Here is a 24459-nt window from a genome sequence, read left to right as displayed (position 1 = left end):
TTAACCCTTAACGGAAGACAACAGGAGCATCACATGAAGACACGTTATGCCGTTCTGACTGCTGCACTGCTGGCCACCGCAAGTTTCTCAACGTTGGCCGCTGAGCCTTTAAGCGCTGCACAAGCGCAAAACCTGCAAAGCGCGGGCACAGTTTCTATCAGCGGCGTACGCGGCTCGCTGGATGATGCAACCCGCCATCTGTCGCAAAAAGCGCAAGAGCAAGGTGCCAGCAGCTATCGCGTTATCGGCGTGCAAACCCCGGGTGATTCCAGCCTGTGGAGCGGCACCGCAGAGATTTACCGTTAATTCCCTCCAGTAGTTATCCCTGTAGCAATCCCTTTACCGGTCAGCCCTCTGGCCGGTTTTTTTGTGCACCGCGACGGATTATTACAATTCATGTTGTGCAGCCTGGCGGTATTTTTTGCTTCGTTCTTGCAGAACGGGTAGGATTCATCGCCGTAAATTCCCACCCCGCCACGCGACATCGTTCCGCTGCGTGACACCGGGTTTTTACCCCATTTCGCACCGCCATACGCAATCGTTTGGTTACGCGGTGATTGATGGTCAGGACAAACAGGATAGCTATGAAATCAACTAAAAAAACCGCAGCCGAACAACGCGCTGCGAAAAGACGCTGGCTCAACTCGCACGACAGCGGTTACCACAAAGCAATGGGTAATCGCCAGGTACAAATGATCGCCATCGGCGGTGCTATCGGTACCGGTCTGTTCCTCGGTGCTGGCGCGCGCCTGCAAATGGCCGGTCCTGCACTGGCGCTGGTTTATCTGGTGTGCGGTATCTTCTCCTTCTTTATCCTCCGTGCGTTGGGCGAACTGGTGTTACACCGTCCTTCCAGCGGCAGCTTTGTTTCTTATGCACGTGAATTCCTTGGGGAAAAAGCGTCTTATGTGGCGGGCTGGATGTACTTCGTTAACTGGGCGATGACCGGTATCGTCGATATCACCGCCGTAGCGCTTTACATGCACTATTGGGGCGCGTTTGGTGATGTGCCGCAGTGGGTGTTTGCCCTCGGCGCACTGGCGATTGTCGGTACCATGAACATGATCGGCGTGAAGTGGTTCGCCGAGATGGAGTTCTGGTTCGCGCTGGTAAAAGTGCTGGCGATTGTGGTGTTTCTGATTGTTGGCGTGGTGTTCCTCGGCAGCGGCAAGCCGCTGGACGGCAATACCACCGGCTTCCATCTGATCACCGATAACGGCGGTTTCTTCCCACACGGCTTGCTGCCGGCGCTGGTATTAGTGCAGGGCGTGGTATTCGCCTTCGCCTCGATTGAGCTGGTGGGCACGGCGGCAGGGGAGTGTAAAGATCCCAAAACCATGCTGCCAAAAGCCATCAACAGCGTGATCTGGCGTATCGGCCTGTTCTATGTCGGTTCCGTGGTGCTGCTGGTGCTGCTGCTGCCGTGGAATGCTTATCAGGCGGGGCAAAGTCCGTTCGTGACCTTCTTCTCCAAACTGGGCGTGCCTTATATTGGTAGCGTGATGAATATCGTGGTGCTGAGCGCCGCGTTGTCGAGCCTCAACTCGGGCCTTTACTCGACTGGCCGAATTCTGCGTTCGATGTCGATGGGCGGCTCTGCGCCACAGTTCATGTCGAAGATGAGCAAGCAGCAGGTGCCGTTTGCCGGCATTCTGGTGACCATCGCCGTGTACGTTATTGGTGTGGTGCTGAACTACTACGTGCCGTCGCAGGTGTTCGAAATCGTACTGAACGTGGCATCGCTCGGCATCATCTCGTCGTGGGGCTTTATCGTGGTGTGCCAGATGCGTCTGCGTAAAGCGATCAAAGAAGGCAAAGCGGAAGATGTCAGCTTCAAGCTGCCGTGGGCACCGTTCACCTCATGGTTGACGCTGCTGTTCCTCGTGAGCGTATTGGTGTTGATGGCGTTTGACTATCCGAACGGCACTTATACCATCGCGTCGATTCCACTGATTGCCGTGGTGTTGGTTCTGGGCTGGTTTGGCGTGCGTAAACGCGTCAATGCCGAAGCGATGAAAGAGCATGAGCATCATGCTGACGATGAGGATGATGCACCGCACACGCTGGCGGACGATAACGCGCGTTAATCTTAGCGATTCTCATCTGCGGGGGCCTTTTGGCCCCCGTTTTTATTTCAATTCCCCTTCACTTGATCCCACGTCGGGATTTACCCCTTTGGGGTGATATAGCCCTCATTAGCGTCAGGTTATTTTACGCACCATCTCTCTTTCCCCCGTATAAGGTGAACCGATGGCGCTGTCGCGACGTGAACTCTTTACCGGGCAGCGCGTAGCGTCTGCTGACGGCATCGCTTTGCCCTGGTGGCGAGGGGAACACGGCTGTGATGGTTGTGGTGAATGCGTAGCGGCCTGCGAAACGCAGATCATCCGTCTGCGAACGGGGGAAGTGCCGCAGCTCGATTTTCTGCAGGGCGAATGTACTTTTTGCGGCGCCTGCGCGGAGAGCTGCCCGCAGTCGCTGTTTCACGCGCGCGATACCCAGCCTTTTCCACAACGCATTCGCATCGACAACCGCTGCATCACTTTTCTCGGCGTCAATTGCCGCAGCTGTCAGGAGAGTTGTGAGCAGCAAGCTATCCGTTTCCATCTGATGCCCAACGGCATCGCTCAGCCTGAAACCCTTCCGCAGCATTGCACCGGTTGCGGCGCATGCATCGCGCCTTGTCCGGTCTCAGCCACAGGATTACACCATGAACCATGAAAGCAGTTGGCACGTCTGCGGCCTGGTGATTCAGGCGCGACCGGCCTCGATTCCCGCCGTGAAAAGTGCGTTGCTGACCTTTGCCGATTGCGACATCGCAGCCGAAGACGCCGCACGCGGCACGCTGGCCGTGACGCTCGGTGCGGCAGATAGCGCTGCACTGCTGCGCAATATTGAAGAGACCCGCAACATCGCTGGTGTGTTGGCGGTATCGCTGGTTTATCACCAGCAAGATGAAATTGAAGAACCTTGTAAGGAAGCATCATGAGTATAAGTCGTCGTGATTTTATGAAGGCCAATGCGGCGGCTGCTGCTGCAACGGCTGCAGGACTCACCATTCCCACCGTCACCCAAGCCGCGACCTCGCTGGCTGCGCCGATTCGCTGGGAAAAAGCGCCGTGCCGCTTCTGCGGCACCGGCTGTGGCGTGCTGGTTGGCACCCAGGATGGCCGCGTAGTGGCGTCGCAGGGCGATCCGCAGGCAGAAGTGAACCGTGGTCTGAACTGTATCAAAGGCTATTTCCTGCCGAAGATCATGTACGGAAAAGATCGCCTGACGCAGCCGCTGCTGCGCATGACCGACGGTAAATATGCTAAAGAGGGCGAGTTCACGCCAGTCAGCTGGGATCAAGCCTTCGACATCATGGAAGAGAAGTTCAAAGCGGCGCTGAAAGCCAACGGTCCGGATTCGGTCGGTATGTTCGGTTCCGGGCAGTGGACGGTATGGGAAGGCTATGCGGCTTCCAAGCTGATGAAAGCCGGTTTCCGCACCAACAACCTCGATCCGAATGCGCGTCACTGCATGGCGTCAGCGGTGGTGGGCTTTATGCGCACCTTCGGCATGGACGAACCGATGGGCTGCTATGACGATATCGAGCAGGCTGATGCGTTCGTGTTGTGGGGCTCGAACATGGCCGAGATGCACCCGATTCTCTGGTCGCGCATTACCGCGCGGCGTCTCAGCAATGAAAACGTTAAAGTCGCGGTGCTTTCAACCTATCGCCATCGCAGCTTTGAGCTGGCGGATAACGGCATGGTGTTCACGCCGCAGAGCGATCTGGCAATCCTCAACTTCATCGCCAACTACATTATTCAGAACAACAAGGTCGATAAAACCTTCCTGCAGAACCACGTGACGTTGCGCAAAGGCGTGACTGACATCGGTTACGGCTTGCGTCCCACCGATCCACGCCAGGCTTCGGCGAAGAACCCGGACAGCGGCGAATCCACGCCGATGAGCTTCGACGAGTTTGCGAAGTTTGTCTCTGAGTACAGCGTGGAAAAAGCCAGCGACATGAGCGGCGTGGAAAAAGATCAACTGATCGCGCTGGCGGAGCTGTATGCCGACCCAAAAATTAACGTGGTGTCGTACTGGACCATGGGCTTCAACCAGCATACGCGCGGCGTGTGGGCCAACAACCTGTGTTACAACCTGCATTTGTTGACCGGCAAAATTTCGCGTCCGGGCACCGGTCCGTTCTCGCTCACGGGGCAGCCGTCAGCGTGCGGTACGGCGCGAGAAGTCGGCACGTTCTCACACCGTTTGCCGGCGGACATGGTGGTCAACAATGACAAACACCGCGCCACCGCGGAGAAACTGTGGAAGCTGCCGCAGGGCACGGTGCCGGCCAAAATTGGTTTGCATGCGGTCGCGCAGGATCGCGCGTTGAAAGATGGCAAGCTCAACGCCTATTGGGTGATGTGTAACAACAACATGCAGGCCGGTCCAAACCTGACGCAGGAGCGGATGCCGGGCTGGCGCGATGAGCGCAACTTTATCGTGGTGTCCGATCCTTATCCAACCGTTAGTGCTTTATCGGCTGACCTGATTCTGCCAACCGCGATGTGGGTAGAGAAAGAGGGCGCCTACGGCAACGCTGAGCGTCGCACCCAGTTCTGGCATCAGCAGGTGAAAGCGCCGGGCGATGCGAAATCCGATTTGTGGCAGCTGGTGAATTTCTCCAAACGTTTCAAGGTGGCGGAAGTGTGGCCGGAAGCGCTACTCGCGCAGCATCCTGAACTGCGCGACAAAACGCTGTTTGATGTGCTGTACGCCAACGGCCAGGTCAACCAGTTCCCGCTGAGCGAAGTGGCGGATGACCAGTTGAATGATGAAGCGCGTGAGTTCGGCTTCTATATTCAGAAAGGCTTGTTCGAGGAGTACGCCAGCTTTGGTCGCGGCCACGGTCACGATCTCGCGCCGTTCGATGTCTACCACCAGGCGCGCGGTTTACGCTGGCCAGTCGTTGATGGCAAAGAGACGCGCTGGCGCTATCGCGAAGGTTACGACAGCTACGTTAAAGCCGGTGAAGGCGTGCGTTTTTACGGCAAGCCGGATGGCAAAGCGACCATCTTCGCGCTGCCCTACGAAGCGCCAGCCGAATCGCCGGATGAAGAGTATGACCTGTGGTTCTGTACCGGTCGCGTGCTGGAGCATTGGCACACCGGTACCATGACGCGTCGCGTGCCGGAGCTGCACCGCGCGGTGCCGCAGGCGCTACTCTATATCCATCCGCTTGATGCCAAAGATCGCGATTTCCGCCGCGGTGAAAAGGTCCGCGTGGTGTCACGCCGCGGTGAAACCATTGCCACCGTAGAAACGCGCGGTCGCAATCAGCCGCCAAAAGGTCTGGTGTTCATGCCGTTCTTTGACGCGGGCGTGCTGGCCAACAACGTTACGCTGGACGCGACCGATCCGCTGTCGAAGCAGACCGATTACAAAAAATGCGCCGTCAAGCTGGTTAAAATTTAAGGCAGGATGCAATGAAACCCTTAATCACACTCATTACCTTGGCCGCCCTGATGCTGGGCGGCGCGGTTTACGCTAATAACGGCGTCGATCTTAATCAGTCACCGGAAGTGACGGCTACGCAGCAGGGCACCATTCATCAGCCCAAAGAGCAGAGCCGCAAGCCGTTGAACTACGTAAACCAGCCGCCGGTGATCCCGCACAGTGTGGATGGCTATCAGGTAACGAAAAACGTGAATCGCTGCTTGCAGTGTCACGGCACGCAGAGCTATCTCACCACCGGCGCGCCGCGCGTCAGCCCAACGCACTTCACCGATCGCGATGGTCTGGTGAGCAGCACCGTGTCGCCGCGTCGCTACTTCTGCCTGCAGTGTCATGTGCCGCAAACCGATGCCAAACCGGTGGTGGAAAACACCTTCAAACCGGCTGACGGCTTCGGTAAGTGAGGAAAAGATGAAAGAGAAACTTCTGCGCATCTGGCGCTGGTGGCGACGTCCAAGTCGCCTGGCGCTCGGCACCTTGCTGATTGCCGGTTTTGCCGCGGGTATTATTTTCTGGGGCGGCTTTAACACCGCGATGGAGATGACTAACCGCGAGCAGTTCTGCATCGGCTGCCATGAGATGCGCAATAACGTCTATCAGGAGTATATGCAGACGGTGCATTACAACAACCGCAGCGGCGTACGCGCCACCTGCCCGGATTGTCATGTGCCGCATGAATGGGGCCCGAAAATGCTGCGTAAGATCCAGGCGAGCAAAGAGGTGTATGCCAAAATTTTCGGCATCATTGATACGCCGCAAAAGTTCGAGGATCACCGTATTGAGCTGGCGCAAAACGAGTGGCGCAGGATGAAAAACAACAATTCGCAGGAGTGTCGTAACTGCCACAACTTCGATTATATGGATTTCACCGCGCAGAAAACCGTGGCGGCCAGGATGCACAGCAAAGCGATTGAGGAAGGGAAAACCTGTATCGATTGCCACAAAGGCATCGCGCACCATTTGCCGGATATGAAAGATCAGCCAAACGGTTTTTGATAGGTAAACCGGTCGCCATGCATGGCGACCCTACATCGGGGCACGTCTCAACGTAGGGTCGCCATTTATGGTGACCTGGTTTTTATCAAACGTCCCAACCTCACAATTCAGATAGTTTTCCCTGCCGCTTCGGCCTATTATCTCAGGCTCCCTCAAATAAGCAGCGGAGCGGCTATGTCGTTAAAGATCAACATCATCAAAGATAAGTTGCTGTCAGAGAACTGGTTTGTACTGCGCAACTTCACCTACGAACTCACCCGCAATAACGGCGAAGTGATACGCCACAAGCGCGAAGTCTATGATCGCGGCAACGGTGCCACCATCCTGCTGTATAACACTGAAAAAAATAGCGTTTTGCTGGTGCGTCAGTTCCGCATTGCCACTTATGTGAATGGCAACGAAACTGGCGAGCTGATTGAGACCTGCGCAGGACTGCTGGATGATGATTCGCCGGAAGATTGCATCCGCAAAGAAGCGATTGAAGAGACCGGCTATCAGGTAGGCAAAGTGGAGAAGATTTTCGAAGCTTATATGTCACCGGGCGGCGTGACGGAGCTGATTCACTTCTTCGCGGCGGAATACAGCGATGCGCAGCGCGCAAATAACGGCGGCGGCGTTGAGGATGAAGAGATTACCGTGCTGGAGCTGAGTTTCCCTGAAGCATTGGCGATGGTGAAAGATGGTCGTATCCGCGACGGTAAAGCCATTATGCTGCTGCAGCACGCGCAGATCGCCGGTTGGTTGCAGGCGTAATTCTGGCTTGGTCGCCATGAATGGCGACCCTACAGCGTGGGCGTTTTAATCGTAGGGTCGCCATTCATGGCGACCTGGTCAATCCCCGCACGACATCAAACACACTCCCCCAACGCTTCCGGCACGCACTCCGGATACGCCTGCAATCTTGCCAATGCTTCGGCATAAGAAGGCATCGAGTGTGCCGCGCCGGATCGTTCCACACACAGCGAAGCGTAAGCTGAAGCAAACAGCGCCGCCTGCGGCAGTTCATCGCCAGAAGCCAGCCGTGCCGCCAATGCGCCGTTAAATGCATCGCCCGCGCCGGTGGTATCCAGCGGCTGAGCCGGGAACAACGGGATGCGCAGCGGTGTCTGGTCTGCTACCGAAAGCAACGCCCCGGAAACGCCCAACGTAATAATGACCTGCCGCGCGCCTTTGCGGTGCAGCTTTTCAGCGGCGTGCTGCGCGCTGGCGAAGTCGGTGACCTTCACGCCGGTCAACTGCATCGCTTCAGTGCTGTTCGGCGTTAGCAGATCCACTTTTGCCAGCAGCGCATCGGTGACTTTCTGCCACGGCGCGGGATTCATAATCACAAACGTGCCGCCGGCGCGCGCGTTATCAATCATGCGTTGAATGGCGCTGAGATTGTTCTCCAGCTGCACCAGCAGAATATCAGCAGCGGCGACGGTGGGTTGGCAGCGCGTCACCTCGGCGGCGGTCACGGTGGTGTTAGCGCCGGGATAGACCGAAATCATGTTTTCAGCATCGTCACCGGCAACATAAATCAGCGCATTGCCGGTCGGTTTCTCCTTGCAAGTAAACAAGGTAATGGCGTCGAAACCGGTCTTTTCCAGATGGCGACGTGCAAACATGCCGAAGTCGTCATTACCAATCTTACCAATGTAGTGCACGCGCGCCCCGGCACGCAGCGCGGCCGTGGCCTGGTTGGCGCCTTTGCCGCCCGGTCCCATCATGCTGGTATGGGCGGTGAGCGATTCACCCGGCATCGGAAAGCGGTTCATCACCGCAACCACGTCGAGGTTAAACGAGCCAAACACACACACTTTTCCTTTCATCATGCACTCCTGAACAGACGTTCGGCGGCTAAACAGGCTCCGCGACAACCGGTGTGATCGGTGGATTGGCTAAACACGATCTTCAAACCGTCACGCGTGGCGGGTGGACGTAAATGCTGTTGGATCTGGCTGCGTAACTGTGCCAGCGGAAAGTCTGCCATCGCCAGCACGCCACCGCCCAGAATCAGGTATTGCGGATCGAGGATATTCATCTCGGTGGCAATCAGCTGCGCCAGTCGCTGCACAAAAGCCTGCAGCTCCGGATGTTCGCGATGCTGGGTAAACAGCGCCGACATGCCGGTTTCCGGCACGTTCGCGCTCGCCCAGCGGCTTAGCCAATGGCCGGACGTCACGGTTTCCGCACAACCACGATTGCCGCACGGGCAGGGCAGATCGTTGCCGGCAATCGGCACATGGCCGAGTTCACCAGCGCCGCCATGCTGACCATGATAAAACTGGCCGTTAAGCCACAAGCTGTTGCCCATGCCAGTGCCGGGATACAAACCGACAGCGCTGTCCGGCAGCTGTTCCAGTTGCAGTAAATCCCACAGCATCAGATGGTTAACATCTTTGTCCATCGCCACCGGCACGCCAAGACGTTCGGTGAGCAGTGCGGCAACCGGTTGCTGATCCAGCGCCTGAATAAACGGCAGCGAAATCACCTGCTGGCGGTCGCGGCTGAGAATGCCCGGTAATCCCAGCATCACGCCGCTAACCGGCTGCTGCTCCAGCGTTTCGCTGATTAACTGGCCTAAAGCGCTTAACGCATCAGGCTGCTGCGCCCAGCTGGCCGTCGGCACTTTACGGAAGCTCGACCATTCGCGGCCTGCTTCCATCAGCTGCAGACGTGTGCCGGTGCCGCCAATGTCGATACCGAGCCAGCATTTTTTCATGCGGATACCTGCGCCAATCCCTGAGCTTCGTCGATGCTTTCACGCATCATGTTCCACGCGGTTTCCAAATCATCATGAATATTGAATAGGCCGGAGGTGCCGACAATCAGCACTTCTGCGCCCGCGCCAACCAGCGTGTTGTAAGTGCGGGTGTTGCAGGAGCCGTCAATCTCAATCAGGTAGTGATAACCGTTGGCCTGCTTCAGCGCTTTCAGCTCCTGCACCTTTTGCACCATTTCCGGAATAAACGGTTGTCCGGCATAGCCCGGATCCACCGTCATCACGGTGATCTTATCCACCAGATGAATGTAGTGATGGATAAAGGAGACCGGCGTCGCGGGGTTGAGCACCACGCCCACTTTCTTGCCGAAGCTGCGGATCATATTGATCACGCGGAACGCGTCGCGATTGATGGTTTCGGCGTGCGGACAGATGTAGTCGGCACCGGCTTTAGCAATCACCTCGATGAAATCAGTTGGCTGCTCGACCATCAAATGCACATCCAGCGCCACCTGGGTAAACGGGCGGATCTGCTCAATAAAGAACGGCGACAGCGTGATATTTTTCACGTAGTGACCATCCATAATATCGATGTGCAGGAAGTCGGCGCGGGAGTCCAGCACGGCGAGCTGGTGCTTGATCTCCATCAGATTCATACACATCAACGACGGGGAGACTTGAATACGCATCATACTTCCTTTTTTCGGTCAAGGGGTTAAGCGCCGCAGCCAGCTTGCTGAGCTTGACGGCACGATGTTCGTTAAAGCGGGTTTTAAATTGTTTGAAGGCCAGCACCACAATCAGTACCGCGCCCCACATCGCCAGGCTGACGTGCTGGCTGATGTTCATCAGGTTGAAACCGGTGGAGAGCACCTGCAGCGCGATCAGCGCCAGCACCACGCCGGTGACGCGACCAAATCCGCCGTTGGGATCGGTGCCGCCCAGAATGATCGCCAGCACCGTCAGCAGCAGATACGCATCGCCGTAGCCCATGCGCGCCGAGTTGAAGCGCGCCATCATGATCAATCCGGCTAACACGCACAGCAGGCTGGAGATGACGTACACCAGAATCACCATGCGATGGGTGTTGATGCCGCTGAACCAGGTGGCGTTGATGTTGCTGCCGCCCATGTAGATGCATTTACCGGCGCGGGTTTTGCCAAGGAACAGCGCCAGCAGCGCGGCGGCAAACAGGAACACCCAGAGCGGCAGCGGCACGCCAAGCAGCGTATCGGAGCCGAGCGCCTGCACTATCGAAGGCATGCCGCTGACCGCCGCACCTTTGGTCAGCCAGATACCGATACCGTTGAGCGTCATCATGGTGGCCAGCGTCACCAGAATCGGGTGCGCACCGATGCGCGTCACCATCACGCCGGTAATCACGCCAATCACTGCGGCGATCAACATCGCGCCGATAATTGCTATCAGCAGCCACAGCAGTTGCATGCCGGTGCCGGCATCCGCGGGCAGGGCGCTCATCAGTGTCCAGGCGATAAACAGCGCCGTCAGGTTGGCGGTGGCGATGATCGCCAGATTAAGGCCGCCGCTGAGAATGGCGATAAACATCGCTAACGTCAGCAAGCCCAGTTCGGGTAGCTGGAACGCCATGCTCATAAAGGTTGAATCAGTGAGAAAGCGGCCCGGCAACATCACGGTGAACAGCGCCAGCGCCAGTGCAATCAGCAGCATCAAACCGATATTGGTGCCGTCAGGACGCAGAGCAGAGAGTGATTTCATATTTTTGCCCCTTCGGTCATACGAAACTGACGTCAGTTTCTTTACGTTTTTTGTAGTGAGTCACGGCGATAGCCACCATGATCACGCCGCCCACCACGATGTTCATGAAGTAGTTGGAGACGCCAATCAGGTTGAGGCCGTTCTTCAGGATGGCGATAAGGAACACGCCCATCAGCGTACCGCTCACTGTGCCTTTGCCGCCCATCAGGCTGGCGCCGCCCAGCACGGTGGCAGCCAGCACATCCAGCTCGCCGCCGACCAGCGCATTCGGTACCACTTCACCCATGCGATACACCTGCACCAGTCCGCCAATCGCGGCCATCGCGCCCAGCCAGCCGTAGGCAAAGAGATGAATCAGACCCACGCGAATACCAATACGGCGCGCCGATTCCGCATCGCCGCCCACCGCATACAGCTGACGGCCGAGATTGGTTTTGTTCAGTAGCAGCGCGGTGAGTCCGGCAATCACCAGCATGGTCACCAGCGGCAAACCCAACTGGAAGCTGTTGCCTTGCCAGGTAAATGGCAGCACGCTGCGCAAGGTGATCCACCAATCCGGCAGCGAATAGAGGCTTTTGCCGCCGGTTACCCACATCAGCAGACCAAACAGCAGCGACTGCATGCTGATGGTGATGATGATCGACACCACCCGCAGCGTGGTGATCAGTAGGGCGTTAATCACGCCAAACAGCGTGCCGCACACCACTGCCAGCAGAATGCTGAGCAGGGCATTATCAAACTGGAATTGCACAAACAGCGACGCGATCAGGTATTGCACCACCGACGCCACCGCGGCAAAGGAGATATCAATGCCGCCGGTGACCAGCACCACAAACAATCCGAGCGCAAAGATGCCGGTCACGGCGTAGCTTTCCGCCAGATCCAGCAGGTTTTGTACCGTCAGGAACTGGTCGCTGGCGGTAGAGAAGAACAGGATAAAAGCCAACAAAACCCAGGCGAGCCAGCCCTGGCTGGAGTGCGGCCGTAAACGAGAGAAGTCAGGCATTGATCACCTCCGCCAGCTGGTGTTGCTCAACGGTATCGGGTTGGTATTCGGCATGAACGGTGCCATCACGGAAGTGCAGGATGCGGTCGCAGTTGTACCAAACCTCGGGCACTTCATCGGAAATCAGGATGATCGACAGACCTTCTTTCGCCAGCGCATGAATAAGCTGATAGATGCTGGCTTTAGCGCCGACATCCACGCCGACGGTGGGCGAATCAAGGATCAATATGCGCGGCTGGGTCAGCACCCACTTCGCCAGCACGATTTTCTGCTGGTTGCCGCCGGAGAGCGTGGAGATCGCCAGATTGGGATCGGCGACACGCACGCCAAGCTGCTGAATCCATTGCAGGATAAGCTTGTTCTTGCGGTATTCATCGATGATGTGAAAACGGTTTTGCAGCTTGTCGAGGATCGGCAGCACCATGTTGTCGGCCACCGATTGCTGCTGCACCAAACCCAGGGTTAAGCGATCTTCAGAGACATAGCCAATGCCCGCTTTGATGGCATCTTCGTGTCCACGAAAGCGCACCGGCTTGCTGTCGAGCCAGATCTTGCCGCTATCCGGTTTGGTCATGCCAAACAGCGACAGCGCCAGTTCGGTACGGCCAGAGCCAAGCAGGCCGCACAAACCCAGTACTTCGCCCTGATAGAGTTTGAAATTGACATCGTGATACTGCCCCGCGCGCGTCAGCTTCTCCACTTCGAGAATCAAGCGATCGTCATTGCGCGTCGGCGTTTTCAGCTGATAGTCGAGCTTGAGTCCGGTCATCAGTTCGGTGAGATGGTGCGGCGTCATCTCTTTGGCGGGCCAGCAGCCCATTTTGCGCCCATCGCGGATTACCGTAACGCGGTCGGAGATCTCCAGCACTTCATCCAGACGGTGACTGACAAACACCACGCAGATGTTTTTGTCTTTCAGATAACGCACGGTACGCAGCAGCTGATTCACTTCGGTACGCGTCAATGAAGCCGTTGGCTCATCCATAATCACCAGTCGCGCATCGGCCACCAGCGCGCGGCAAATCGCTACCTGCTGACGCTGCGCAATCGACAGCGACGCCACTTTCGCGTCGAGATCGAGTTCAAACATCAGTTCGTCAATAATGCGCTGTGCGGTTTCACGCAGTTTGGCTTTGCGGTGCCAGCCGAGCAGACTACTCAGGTTGTGCTCGAAGGCGATGTTTTCCGCCACGCTGAGATTGGGGAACAGCGACAGATCCTGGTAAATCACCTGAATGCCGAAGTCACGCGCCTGACGAGTGGTCAGACGCGGGAAGCTCGGGCCTTCACCTAGCGTGATACGGCTGCCGCTGTCCGGGGCATGCACCCCAGAAATGACTTTGATTAAGGTGCTTTTGCCACAGCCGTTGGTGCCAGCCAGACAGTGCACTTCGCCAGCCAGTAAGGTTAGCGAGATATCGCTCAGTGCGCGGTTACCACCAAATGTTTTCGACAGATTGTCGAGCGCAATCAGCGTCTGTGGGATCACCTCATTCATCATCACAGTCCCATTTTCACCAGTTTTGGCAGGTTCGCTTTGTCCAGGCTTTCGGTGTTGTTACCGAGGATGGTGTGGGTCGCCTCGTCAACTTTCACTTTGCCCAAACCTTCGATGGTCATTCCGTCGGTGATGGGCTCTTTCTTCTGCATCATGTCGGCGATACGCACGAACACTTCACCGGCGGTCTGTGGATTCCAGATATAGCCGCCTTTTATCGCGCCGCGCTGCACCAGCGATGCGCCCTGGCCAGGACTGAAGGCACCAATTACGCACACCTGGTCAATCTTGTTGCGGTTCATCACCGCGCGACCGGCACCAATCGGACCTTGCGAACCGAAGGCCATAATCCCCTTCAAATCCGGATACTTAGACATCAGCTCGTTGGTGGTGCGAATCGAGTCATCCAGCGATTCGCCGACGCCAAATTTGTCGGTGACCATTTGCATCTTCGGATAGTGTTCTTTCTGATAGTTCAGTGCGGCGTCGGTCCACTGCTGATGCAGCGGCACGGTCAGGCTGCCGACGTACATGGCGTATTTGCCCTCTTCATGCATGCACTTCGCCAGCGCCTTCATATGGTTGATGCCGTGCGTGGGCGCATCCACCAGTTCGAAATCCCAGTTGGCACCTTTCTGATCTGGCGATTCGTGGGTGATCACTTCAATGCCAGCATCACGCGCGCGTTTCAGCACCGGTTCCAACACTTTCGGGTCATTGGGCACCACGCCAATGATGTCGACCTTCTGGGCAATCAAATCTTCGATAGCACGCACCTGCAAAGCCGGATCGGCCGCCGTTGGGCCAACCATCCACGCATCGATGCCGCGTTTTGCTGCTTCACTCTTGATGCCCGCTTCCATGGCGTTGAACCACGGAATACCGCCAATTTTTACCACGATGCCCATGCGTAATTTATCAGCAGCGTGCGCGCCGGTGGCGGCAAACAGCGCGAGTAGAGAACAGGCGATAAGATGTTTTTTCATAAAGACTCCGATTTAATTTTTTATTAGCTGCATAGAATGGCTGCGCTGGGAGCAATCAATGATATTGACGCCGTTCCACGCTAATTCTTGTTCCAGCTCTTTGTCTTTTAATTGGTCAGTAATGAGAAAGTCCACATCGCGATAATGACAAATACGTGCGAATGAGGGCTGCAGAAATTTACTTCCGTCCAGCAGTAGATGTTTTCTTTCTGCTGCTAATAACATTTGTTGTTTTAGATGTGCGTTGTTTTCATTACCTTCACGTAAATAGCCGTCATTACCTAAACTGCTACAGGAAAAAAATATCTTATTAATCTGAAATTCCCTGAGCGGCTGCTCGGCGACGACACCATGGAAATCTTCATAACGGTCTGAATATTCTCCCCCCAGACAGATGGTGCGGATACTGCCGCGCGCCGCAAGGGTTTGCACTATCCTGATAGAATTAGTTAATACCGTTAATTCAATATCCGGGAGTTGTCGCGCTAAATACCAGCATGTAGTGCTGCTGTCGAGTAATATACAATCTCCGGGACTAATGAAATCGAGTGCGCGTTTGGCGATAGCCATCTTTGCATCAACATTTTCATTTATTCTCTGGCGGAATGATAATTCATACTCGTTAATGCCTCGTGTATTTCCCTGAATGTTGGCGGCCTGTCGCTTTGCTGGAACCGCACCACCATGACTGCGTTGTAACAGACCACGTTTCTCCAGTTGCGTTAAATCACGCCGTATAGTTTCTTGTGAAACCTGACATAACGTGACTAATTCAGCGACAATGACCCGACCATTTAAATTTAATTCGTCAATAATTCGCTGCTGTCTTTCAATCGGCAACATAACTCACCTCCGATGGATATAAATTACTGGATAGCGCAATGAGAAAGTGTGGGCTGCGCACGAGTCCACAGTCGCCAAAACGCCGTAACTGATTAGAGTGATTTGGATCTGTCTTTGATGTAAATGAGATGTCTGGTTATCAAAATTAAGTGATCTGTATCACGTAAAAGGGCGTGTGGCAGCGACTTCCCCGTTCTACGCGCGTTGAATACGCGCAACATGGATTTAACCTAGCATGACCGAGTGTGACCGTTTGTGTGTATTTGACCGTTTTGTGATTAGGCATCAAGAGTCCGACGAATCCGATTGAGCCGCTATCGGCCAAAACGGATGATGGAGCTAATGCGCCATCCAGTACCCGATCGCCACAAGGTGACTGCTTTTTAAGCAGTTAACCCCGCTTTTAGGGCCGGCTCACAGTTTAGGCCTGCTTACAGCGTTCCCGTTGCGCTATCATTTTCTTTCCAGGAATTTGGGGACCGATTTTTTTAATGTCGTATTGGATGAAGTTACTGCTTTTATTGCCCTTTCTTTTTGTCGCGTGCGTACAGGCTCAGCCACTGCAAAAGTCATTTTCTGACTGGCAACTGACCTGTAACAATGCGGCTTTTTGTGTGGCACGCAGTTTTCCCGGAGATAACGGCTTAGTGATGACGCTCTCACGTCATGCTGGCGTCAACGATCGACCCTTGCTGCGTATTGATTACGGCAGCGGCTATAGCGGGGAGCTGCCGGGCGCACCGCTCAAGGATAATCTGCTGCTCGACCAACGCCGTCTGACGCCTGACCTCAAACACTGGACGGTGGAACCCCATCATCTTGCGACCAGCAATGCTATCGCCATCGACGAGTTTCTGGCGCAGACGCTGGATGCGCAAAATCTGCAGCTAACCTATAAAGCCGACGCCACCATTCCGCTCAACGGCATGAAAGCGGCGTTATTGTTAATGGACGATGTGCAGGGCAGGGTGAACGGTGCCAGCGCTTGGGTAAAACGCGGGGATCGCGTGCAATGGGATGTACCGCCGCAGCCAGCGTTGCCGACGTTACCTGCGCCGTTACCCTCGCCGCCACCGCTAACTCAGGAAGAAACCAGCGGCTTAATCGATTTCGGCACCTGGCGCGTGAACACCGATAACTGCTCGCTCGATCCGCTGCGGCGTGAAGTGAGCGTATCGCCGCTGACCGACAGCAAGGCGCTGCTGCTGATCAGCTGTGAAACCGGTGCCTATAACGTTATCGATCTGGCATTTGAAGTGACGCGCAGTGCGCCTTATGTGTCGCGAGGTTTGAGTTTGACGTTGCCGTTTACCCCCGCATCACGCAGCGATAATCAGCTGGAGTTGGTGAACGCGGAATTCGATGCCAGCAATGGATTGCTCTACACCTTCAGTAAAGGACGTGGGTTGGGCGATTGCGGCGTGGCGACGCGCTGGCAGTATGACGGCAGTGAGTTTGTGCTGGCAGAATATGCGGAAGAGAAAACCTGCGATGCCTGGCACAGCAGTGACGACTGGCCAACCCTTTGGGTTAGCCAGTCACAGAATGCAGTGCAATCGCGTTAAGGTCATGCACAGAATCCAATCATCGCACATTCCGTAGCGGCGCGATTTATCGCGCAATGAATTGCGCCGCTACGATCTGTGGCACTGATTACCGAATCGCTTGCACCGTCATTGGTGAACCGGACTGATTGCCCACCAATTCTGTCAGCATATTATTCACGCCATCACTCATCGGGGTGAAACGCGTTAACGGCGATCGCGTGACCACCACAAACACGCCGACGTTATGCTGCGGCACCATTGCCATATAGGTAATGAAGCCGCCGCCGCCGCCGGTTTTCTGAATAATCCCCGGACGACCTTCCTTCGGCCCCATATACACCCAACCCATGCCCAACGCATCAGCGCGGCCCGGCACATCCATGCCTTCCACTTTGGTCAGCTGGTCGCGACGGTAAATCAGGGTTTGCAGGCGATCAATTTGCGGCGTGCGATGACTCACCGCCGAGTTAAGGAACTGCTGCATCCAGCGGCCCATATCGTCTGGCGTTGAGTAAACGCCGCCGCTGCCGATGGCGGCCAGCGTGTTGTTACATGGACTGGCGCCTTTCTCCGCAATCATCAAACGCTGACACTGATCGGGTGATGGCGTGAAGGTGGTGTCTTTCATGCCCAGCGGACGTGTTACCAGTTGCTGCAGCAGCGCGGGATAAGGCGTACCCGCCGCTTTGGCTAACGCATCGCTCAGCAAATCAAAACCGAGATTAGAATAGGCGGCGCGCGAGCCGGGCGTCGCTTTTAACTGCGCGCCGCTCAGCCACTGCCAACGATCGGATTTGGTCGGCCAGACAAACACCGGACGATGCGGTTTCCCGCCCGGCTGCTCGCGCGGCAGGCCGCTGGTGTGCGTTGACAGGTTAATCAGGCGAATCGGTTGACCGTTATAACTCGGCACGCGTGCGCCAGGCGGCGCGTATTTGCTGAGTGGATCGTCAAGACGCAGTTGACCGCGTTCAGCCATCTTCACCATCACTTCGCTGGTCATCAGCTTGCTGAGCGAGGCAATACGGATCACCGAGTCGGGCTGCGGACGCACGTTGTTGCCAGGGCGCGTATCACCAAAGCTGGCGAAGACCCGCTGATTGCCATCAATCGCTACCAGCGCCATGCCGGTTGCGCCGCTGCCATAGAAAATATGCTCGGCATAGCGATCGACGATTTGCGATGCCAGCAGCGGATCGGGCGACGACTGCGCCATGCTTTTTAATGGAAGCACTGTAACCATTAAGGCCAGTAAAAAAGGAGTACGTTTTTTCAACGGGAAAGCGTCCGCTATAAGAATCGGAGGAAAGCTTATAGTAATCAGTTTGAGCGAGGCGTGAAGGGGGCAGGGCGGATTTTTTTCTGTATCAGGCTGTGATCAAAAAATGGCCCTTACGCCAAAAAGGCGCAGGGCCAGATCGATTAGTGCGGCTTGAGTAAGGCTTCAGTGTGGCTGACGATGTTCTCGACGGTGAAACCGAATTCCGGGAACAGTTTGCCGGCCGGTGCAGACTCACCAAAGGTGGTCATACCGACGATCGCGCCATCCAGCCCGACATACTTGTACCAGTAATCAGCAATACCGGCTTCAACCGCCACGCGCGCTTTCACGCCGGATGGCAGCACAGATTCGCGATAGGCGGCATCCTGCTTATCAAACACGTCAGTGCTCGGCAGCGAAACCACGCGAATTTTATGGCCGCCGGCGGTGAGTTTATCCGCCGCGCCCAGCGCGATTTCAATCTCTGAACCGGTGGCGATGATGATCGCATCCGGCGTGCCATTGCTGTCCTGCAGCACATAGCCACCGCGCGCGATATTCGCGACCTGCTCTTTGCTGCGTTCCGGCTGCAGCAGATTCTGACGCGACAGGATCAGCGCCGTTGGCCCATGATGGCGCTCAACGGCAGCTTGCCACGCCACGGCCGTTTCGACCTGATCGCACGGACGCCACAGGCTCATGTTCGGCGTGAGGCGCAGGCTGGCAATCTGCTCAACCGGCTGGTGGGTCGGACCATCTTCGCCGAGGCCGATGGAGTCATGCGTATACACCAGCACCTGACGTGCTTTCATCAGCGCCGCCATACGTACCGCATTACGCGCGTACTCGACGAACATCAGGAAGGTGGCGGTGTACGGTACGAAGCCGCCGTGATGCGCGATGCCGTTACCGATCGCCGTCATGCCGAACTCACGCACGCCGTAGTGAATGTAGTTACCGGCGGTATCCTCTTTGATCGATTTGGAGCCCGACCAGATAGTGAGGTTACTTGGTGCCAGATCGGCAGACCCGCCAAGGAATTCCGGCAGCAATTTACCGAACACTTCCAGCGTATTTTGCGACGCTTTACGGCTGGCGATTTTCTGTGGATTAGCCTGCAGCTCTTCAACAAATTTCTGCACTTCGCTGTTCCAGTTCGCCGGCATTTCGCCATTCAGACGACGCTTAAACTCTTGTGCCAGTTCGGGATGCGCCTCGTTGTATGCGGCAAATTTCTCATCCCAGGATTTCTCACGCTGCGCGCCCGCTTCTTTGGCATCCCACTGCTGATAAATCTCTTTCGGGATCTCAAACGGCGGATAGTGCCAGCCCAGTTTCTGCCGCGTCAGTGCCACTTCTTCTTCGCCCAGCGCCGCGCCATGCGACTCCTCTTTACCGGCTTTATTCGGCGAGCCGAAGCCAATAGTGGTGCGACAGATAATCAGTGACGGTTTGTCGGTGACGCTTTGCGCCTCTTTAATCGCGGCAGCGATCGCTTCAGAATCATGTCCGTCGATACCTTCCGCGCTGCCCACGACGTGCCAGTTATAGGCTTCGAAGCGTTTATGCGTGTCGTCGGTGAACCAGCCTTCGGTTTCACCATCGATCGAGATGCCGTTGTGATCGTAGAAACCAATCAGTTTGCCGAGACCGAGCGTACCGGCCAGCGAGCTCACTTCGTGCGAGATGCCTTCCATCAAACAGCCATCGCCCATAAACACGTAAGTGTGGTGATCGACGATGTCATGTCCGGGACGGTTAAACTGCGCCGCCAGCGTGCGTTCGGCAATCGCTAAACCCACCGCGTTGGCTAAACCCTGACCGAGCGGACCAGTAGTGGTTTCCACGCCTGGCGTATAACCCAGTTCGGGATGTCCTGGCGTTTTTGAATGCAGCTGACGGAAGTTTTTCAGCTCTTCCATCGGCAGGTCGTAGCCGGTGAGATGCAGCAGGCTGTAGAGCAGCATCGAGCCGTGACCGTTAGAAAGAATAAAACGGTCACGATCGGCCCATGCCGGGTTGTTCGGGTTGTGTTTCAGGACATCGCGCCACAATACTTCGGCGATATCTGCCATGCCCATCGGCATGCCGGGGTGGCCGGAATTTGCTTTTTGTACCGCATCCATGCTGAGTGCACGAATTGCGTTAGCCAACTCTCTGCGTGAAGACATAAGGTTCTCCCTTGTGATTTGGCGATAGCGGATGAGGCAATGCCCATCCGCCATAAGAGTGATTGCGGATTACAGACGTGACGAGAGGACGTCTTCCAGCTTCTGCTGGTCAATGGCGAACTGGCGGATGCCGTCTGACAGTTTTTCTACTGCCATCGGATCCTGATTATGTTCCCAGCGGAATTCGGCTTCTGACAGTGAAGCCGGCTGATGGAAACCTTCGGTTGATGGCTCCAGCTTACGCTCCAGCGGTGCATCGCTGTTAGCCAGCTCTTCCAGAAGGTTTGGCGAAATGGTCAGGCGGTCGCAACCAGCCAGCGCCTGGATTTGTTCCACTTTACGGAAGCTGGCGCCCATGATGACGGTGCTATAACGGTGCTTCTTGTAGTAATCGTAGATGCGACGCACAGATTTCACGCCCGGATCTTCATCCACCACATACGGGTCAATCGGCTTACGTGAGTTGTACCAGTCATAAATACGGCCAACAAACGGTGAAATCAGGAACACACCGGCTTCGGCACAGGCTCGCGCCTGGGCGAAGGAGAACAGCAGCGTCAGGTTGCACTGAATGCCATTTTTCTCCAGCTCCTCGGCGGCTTTGATGCCTTCCCAGGTGGACGCCAGTTTGATCAGAATACGTGAGCGATCGATGCCGTTCTCTTCGTACATACGTACCAGTTTCTCGGCTTTGGTGACACACATGCCACGATCGAAGGAGAGGCGCGCATCCACTTCGGTCGAAACACGGCCCGGCACGCTTTTCAGAATTTCCATACCGAGGTTGATCGCCACTTTATCGCTGGCGTTAATGATTTGCGTCTCTTTGCTGCCGCCCTGTTTTTTCGCGTAGTCGATGGCGTCATCAATCAGGTGCTTATAAGCGTCGAGACCGGCGGCTTTGAGAATCAATGATGGGTTAGTGGTCGCATCTTCGGGATGGTAATGGCGAATAGATTCGATATCGCCGCTGTCGGCCACCACGGTGGTGTACTGTTTTAATGCATCTAGCTGGTTCATCGCTTAACTCCTTGATGAGCAATAATGTGGGCAAAGGTGTTGCACCCATTCCTGTTAAGTTGTGGTCCAACACAGTGCTACAGACGTTGCACGAAGAAAATGCGTTTTCTCTGATTGTGCCGTCGTGGCGCTTAAGAGGTGCGATAGTGAAAGGAGGACTTGCCTAAACGGTTCAGCTACGCTTTTTGCCATCAATAAGGATAGCAGGCTGTGGCAAAGCCGCAGGCGAAACGGTAGCAATCCGTGCCTTTCAGACTGTGCGTTCTTTGAGCGCCTTCACCCTCTTTTATGCTGCACATTCCTATACTGAACGCTCATTTAGCGGCGCCAAAGGATGCCTAATGGACGATCAACTCAAGCAAAGCGCTCTCGATTTTCACCAATTCCCCACCCCCGGAAAAATTCAGGTTTCCCCCACCAAGCCGTTAGCCACACAGCGTGATTTGGCGCTGGCTTACTCGCCTGGCGTGGCCGCGCCTTGTCTGGAAATTGCCGCCGATCCGCTGGCGGCACGCAAATACACCGCGCGTGGTAATCTGGTGGCGGTGATCTCCAACGGCACCGCGGTGCTTGGTCTCGGCAACATTGGCGCGCTGGCGAGTAAGCCGGTGATGGAAGGCAAAGGCGTGCTGTTCAAAAAATTTGCGGGTATTGATGTATTTGATATCGAAATCGATGAACGCGATCCCGACAAGCTGATTGAAGTGATTGCCGCGCTGGAACCCACTTTTGGCGGCATAAATCTGGAAGATATCAAAGCGCCCGAGTGTTTCTATATTGAGAAAAAGCTGCGCGAGCGCATGCAGATTCCGGTGTTTCACGACGATCAGCACGGCACCGCTATCATCTGCACTGCTGCGGTACTCAACGGTTTAACCATCGTCAAAAAAGCCATCGGCGATGTGCGGCTGGTGGTATCCGGCGCGGGCGCCTCGGCGATTGCCTGCCTGAACCTGCTGGTGGCGCTCGGTATGCAGAAGCACAACATTGTGGTGTGCGATTCCAAAGGTGTGATTTATCGCGATCGCGAGCCGAATATGACGCCGACCAAAGCCGAGTACGCGGTGGCCGACAGCGGCGCACGCACGCTGGACGAGGTGATTAGCGACGCGGATATCTTCCTCGGCTGTTCCGGTCCCAAAGCCTTAACACCGGAGATGGTGCAGAAGATGGCGCAAGACCCGCTGATTCTGGCGCTCGCCAATCCCGAACCGGAAATCATGCCACCGCTGGCCAAACAGGTGCGGCCTGACGCAATTATCTGCACCGGGCGTTCCGATTTCCCCAATCAGGTAAACAACGTGCTGTGCTTCCCGTTTATTTTCCGCGGTGCGCTGGACGTGGGTGCGACAGCGATCAACGAAGCGATGAAGCTGGCGGCGGTGCACGCGATTGCGGCGCTGGCGCAGGCGGAACAAAGCGATGTGGTGGCCTCGGCGTATGACGATCAGGACCTGAGTTTCGGCCCGGAATACCTGATCCCTAAACCCTTCGATCCGCGTTTGATTGTGCAAATCGCGCCGGCGGTGGCCAAAGCGGCGATGGCATCGGGCGTTGCCACGCGACCGATTGAAGACTTTGATGCCTATCGTGAGCAGCTCACCGAGTTCGTCTACAAAACCAACCTGTTCATGAAGCCGATCTTCTCGCAGGCGCGCAAAGATCCGAAACGCGTGGTGCTGGCCGAAGGTGAGGAAGTGCGCGTACTGCACGCCACGCAGGAGCTGGTGACGTTGGGGCTGGCGAAGCCGATTCTGATTGGTCGCCCGAATGTGATCGCCATGCGCCTGCAAAAACAGGGTTTGAAGATCGAGGCGGGCAAGGATTTTGAGATCGTCAATAACGAGTCCGATCCGCGGTTCAAGGCGTACTGGAACGAGTATTACCAGATCATGAAACGGCGCGGCGTGACGCCGGAAACTGCCCAGCGCGCGGTGATTGGTAATCCCACGCTGATTGGCGCGATCATGGTGCATCGTGGTGAAGCCGACGCGCTGATCTGCGGCACCATCGGCGATTATCAGGAACATTACGACGTGGTGGAGAAAGTGTTTGGCCTGCGCGATGACGTGAAGGTGGCGGGCGCGATGAATGCGCTGTTGCTGCCGAGCGGCAATACCTTTATTGCCGACACGTATGTCAATGAAGATCCCAGCGCGGAACAGCTCGCGGATATCACGCTGCTGGCGGCGGAAACGGTGCGGCGCTTCGGCATTGAACCGCGCGTGGCGCTGCTATCGCACTCCAGCTTTGGCACCTCGAACGCGCCGGGCGCCCGTAAAATGCGCGAAGTCCTGGCGCTGATTCAGCAACGCGCACCCGATCTGGAGATTGATGGTGAGATGCACGGCGATGCGGCGCTGGTCGAGAGCATTCGCCGTGAATTGATGCCGGACAGTCCGCTAAAAGGTACCGCCAATTTGCTGATTATGCCGAACGTCGAAGCGGCGCGTATCAGCTATAACCTGCTGCGTGTCTCCTGTTCCGAAGGTGTGACGGTGGGGCCGGTGTTGATGGGGATTAGCAAGCCAGTGCATGTGTTGACGCGCATCGCCTCGGTGCGGCGCATTGTGAATATGGTGGCGTTAGCGGTGGTAGAGGCGCAGACCGAGCCGTTGTAATACCAGGTCGCCATGAATGGCGTAATGTTCGTCAGTTAAGCGCCGTATCAAATCGCCGCACCTTCCTTAGCGACGCGATTTATCGCGCAATGAATTGCGCCGCTACAATGTGTGCACTCGGCAATTAGGGTTTTCATATCTTAAATGACGAGGATTAGCCATTTATGGCGACAAGGACATCACCATTGTGCGGCCCTCGAAACGGTCGTCATTAATGACGACCCTACAATTCAGGCAGCGATTACGCGGTTAAATATGCACTGCCGTAGCAGCGTGGGTGTTGAGGCGACATCCTAACCCGCTGAGCGAGAGAGGGATTCCAGGGCGAACCGCAGGGATGCGGTGAGAGGCGGCGCTGAGCAGGAGCGAATCGCCGCCGGTCCGTCAGGAATCGCGATCGAGTGAAGGCACCGCGCAGCGGCGGGTTGGGCTGGCGCAGGGCCCGGGAGTGAAGAGGGCGTGGCCAGACGCCCTCTTCTCGGTCGCCGCACGGCTGAACTGCAACTGCCACAGCCAGTGGCGAACGAAAGTCGCTTTGCGCTCAACTGATCGGCATTA

General features: G+C 56.1%; 21 protein-coding genes. 10 read left to right on the top strand and 11 right to left on the bottom strand.

What is annotated here, in order from left to right; translation table 11 throughout:
• The first annotated feature begins 33 nt into the window (after positions 1-33).
• From ACRQ84_RS09685 to nudK, 8 genes are all read left to right on the top strand, one after another.
• Positions 34-306 carry a YdgH/BhsA/McbA-like domain containing protein gene (locus tag ACRQ84_RS09685; RefSeq protein ID WP_064739508.1) on the top strand — a complete coding sequence of 91 codons (273 nt, stop codon included), beginning with the start codon at positions 34-36 and terminating at the stop codon, positions 304-306.
• A gap of 278 nt (positions 307-584) precedes the next feature.
• Entirely contained in the window at positions 585-2087 is a 1503-nt protein-coding gene (gene ansP / locus ACRQ84_RS09680) for an L-asparagine permease (protein ID WP_064739507.1), read from the top strand.
• 163 nt (positions 2088-2250) lie between these two features.
• Positions 2251-2721 (top strand): ferredoxin-type protein NapF, encoded by a 471-nt coding sequence (gene napF, locus ACRQ84_RS09675; protein ID WP_483817859.1) that lies wholly within the window; start codon positions 2251-2253, stop codon positions 2719-2721.
• Positions 2711-2989, top strand: a complete 279-nt coding sequence (locus ACRQ84_RS09670; protein WP_483817858.1) for a chaperone NapD — start codon at positions 2711-2713, stop codon at positions 2987-2989. The genes napF and ACRQ84_RS09670 overlap by 11 nt, the downstream gene beginning before the upstream one ends.
• On the top strand, positions 2986-5472 hold the full coding sequence (gene napA, locus ACRQ84_RS09665; protein WP_483817857.1) for a nitrate reductase catalytic subunit NapA: 2487 nt from the start codon (positions 2986-2988) through the stop codon (positions 5470-5472). Before ACRQ84_RS09670 ends, napA begins: the two co-directional genes overlap by 4 nt.
• Positions 5473-5483: 11 nt before the next feature.
• Entirely contained in the window at positions 5484-5915 is a 432-nt protein-coding gene (napB, locus tag ACRQ84_RS09660) for a nitrate reductase cytochrome c-type subunit (protein WP_064739503.1), read from the top strand.
• A 7-nt stretch (positions 5916-5922) separates the two neighbouring features.
• On the top strand, positions 5923-6507 hold the full coding sequence (gene napC / locus ACRQ84_RS09655; RefSeq protein WP_064739502.1) for a cytochrome c-type protein NapC: 585 nt from the start codon (positions 5923-5925) through the stop codon (positions 6505-6507).
• A 174-nt stretch (positions 6508-6681) separates the two neighbouring features.
• On the top strand, positions 6682-7260 hold the full coding sequence (gene nudK / locus ACRQ84_RS09650; protein WP_064739501.1) for a GDP-mannose pyrophosphatase NudK: 579 nt from the start codon (positions 6682-6684) through the stop codon (positions 7258-7260).
• A gap of 95 nt (positions 7261-7355) precedes the next feature.
• On the opposite strand, the gene ACRQ84_RS09645 is transcribed toward nudK, so the two are convergent.
• The 8 genes from ACRQ84_RS09645 to ACRQ84_RS09610 are packed head-to-tail and all read right to left on the bottom strand — an operon-like array spanning position 7356 to position 15281.
• Entirely contained in the window at positions 7356-8318 is a 963-nt protein-coding gene (locus ACRQ84_RS09645; protein ID WP_064739500.1) for a ribokinase, read from the bottom strand.
• Positions 8318-9211, bottom strand: a complete 894-nt coding sequence (gene alsK / locus ACRQ84_RS09640) for an allose kinase (RefSeq protein ID WP_483817856.1) — start codon at positions 9209-9211, stop codon at positions 8318-8320. The genes ACRQ84_RS09645 and alsK overlap by 1 nt, the downstream gene beginning before the upstream one ends.
• Positions 9208-9858 carry a D-allulose 6-phosphate 3-epimerase gene (gene alsE, locus ACRQ84_RS09635; RefSeq protein WP_483817855.1) on the bottom strand — a complete coding sequence of 217 codons (651 nt, stop codon included), beginning with the start codon at positions 9856-9858 and terminating at the stop codon, positions 9208-9210. Before alsE ends, alsK begins: the two co-directional genes overlap by 4 nt.
• A complete protein-coding gene (locus tag ACRQ84_RS09630; RefSeq protein ID WP_483817854.1) occupies positions 9746-10948 on the bottom strand; it encodes an ABC transporter permease in 1203 nt (400 codons plus the stop codon). The genes alsE and ACRQ84_RS09630 overlap by 113 nt, the downstream gene beginning before the upstream one ends.
• 16 nt (positions 10949-10964) lie before the next feature.
• Positions 10965-11954, bottom strand: coding sequence for an ABC transporter permease (locus ACRQ84_RS09625; RefSeq protein WP_064739496.1), 990 nt, complete (start codon positions 11952-11954; stop codon positions 10965-10967).
• A complete protein-coding gene (locus ACRQ84_RS09620) occupies positions 11947-13452 on the bottom strand; it encodes a sugar ABC transporter ATP-binding protein (protein WP_483817910.1) in 1506 nt (501 codons plus the stop codon). Before ACRQ84_RS09620 ends, ACRQ84_RS09625 begins: the two co-directional genes overlap by 8 nt.
• A 2-nt stretch (positions 13453-13454) precedes the next feature.
• Positions 13455-14438 (bottom strand): substrate-binding domain-containing protein, encoded by a 984-nt coding sequence (locus tag ACRQ84_RS09615; RefSeq protein ID WP_064739495.1) that lies wholly within the window; start codon positions 14436-14438, stop codon positions 13455-13457.
• 12 nt (positions 14439-14450) lie between these two features.
• A complete protein-coding gene (locus ACRQ84_RS09610; RefSeq protein WP_064739494.1) occupies positions 14451-15281 on the bottom strand; it encodes a DeoR/GlpR family DNA-binding transcription regulator in 831 nt (276 codons plus the stop codon).
• A gap of 491 nt (positions 15282-15772) precedes the next feature.
• Between ACRQ84_RS09610 and ACRQ84_RS09605 the strand changes: the two genes are divergently transcribed.
• Complete coding sequence (locus ACRQ84_RS09605) at positions 15773-16846, top strand: DUF1176 domain-containing protein (RefSeq protein ID WP_483817853.1); 1074 nt, start codon at positions 15773-15775, stop codon at positions 16844-16846.
• Positions 16847-16934: 88 nt separating this feature from the next.
• Here ACRQ84_RS09605 and ampH read toward each other — a convergent pair whose 3' ends face one another.
• The 3 genes from ampH to tal form a co-directional block, all read right to left on the bottom strand.
• Positions 16935-18104 carry a D-alanyl-D-alanine-carboxypeptidase/endopeptidase AmpH gene (ampH, locus tag ACRQ84_RS09600; RefSeq protein WP_064739492.1) on the bottom strand — a complete coding sequence of 390 codons (1170 nt, stop codon included), beginning with the start codon at positions 18102-18104 and terminating at the stop codon, positions 16935-16937.
• Between the two features lie 146 nt (positions 18105-18250).
• Positions 18251-20260, bottom strand: coding sequence for a transketolase (tkt, locus tag ACRQ84_RS09595; RefSeq protein ID WP_483817852.1), 2010 nt, complete (start codon positions 20258-20260; stop codon positions 18251-18253).
• A 69-nt stretch (positions 20261-20329) separates the two neighbouring features.
• A complete protein-coding gene (gene tal, locus ACRQ84_RS09590) occupies positions 20330-21280 on the bottom strand; it encodes a transaldolase (RefSeq protein WP_064739490.1) in 951 nt (316 codons plus the stop codon).
• Positions 21281-21621: 341 nt separating this feature from the next.
• On the opposite strand from tal, the gene maeB reads away from it, so the two are divergent.
• Positions 21622-23901 (top strand): NADP-dependent oxaloacetate-decarboxylating malate dehydrogenase, encoded by a 2280-nt coding sequence (maeB, locus tag ACRQ84_RS09585; protein ID WP_483817851.1) that lies wholly within the window; start codon positions 21622-21624, stop codon positions 23899-23901.
• Positions 23902-24459 lie beyond the last annotated feature (558 nt).

Origin of the sequence: Pantoea sp. E2023-21 (assembly GCF_051302795.1) — a bacterium.
In the GTDB taxonomy this organism is placed as follows: domain Bacteria; phylum Pseudomonadota; class Gammaproteobacteria; order Enterobacterales; family Enterobacteriaceae; genus Pantoea; species Pantoea ludwigii_A.
Note: the sequence above shows the minus strand (reverse complement) of the source record. Positions and strands in the feature narration are given on the sequence as shown.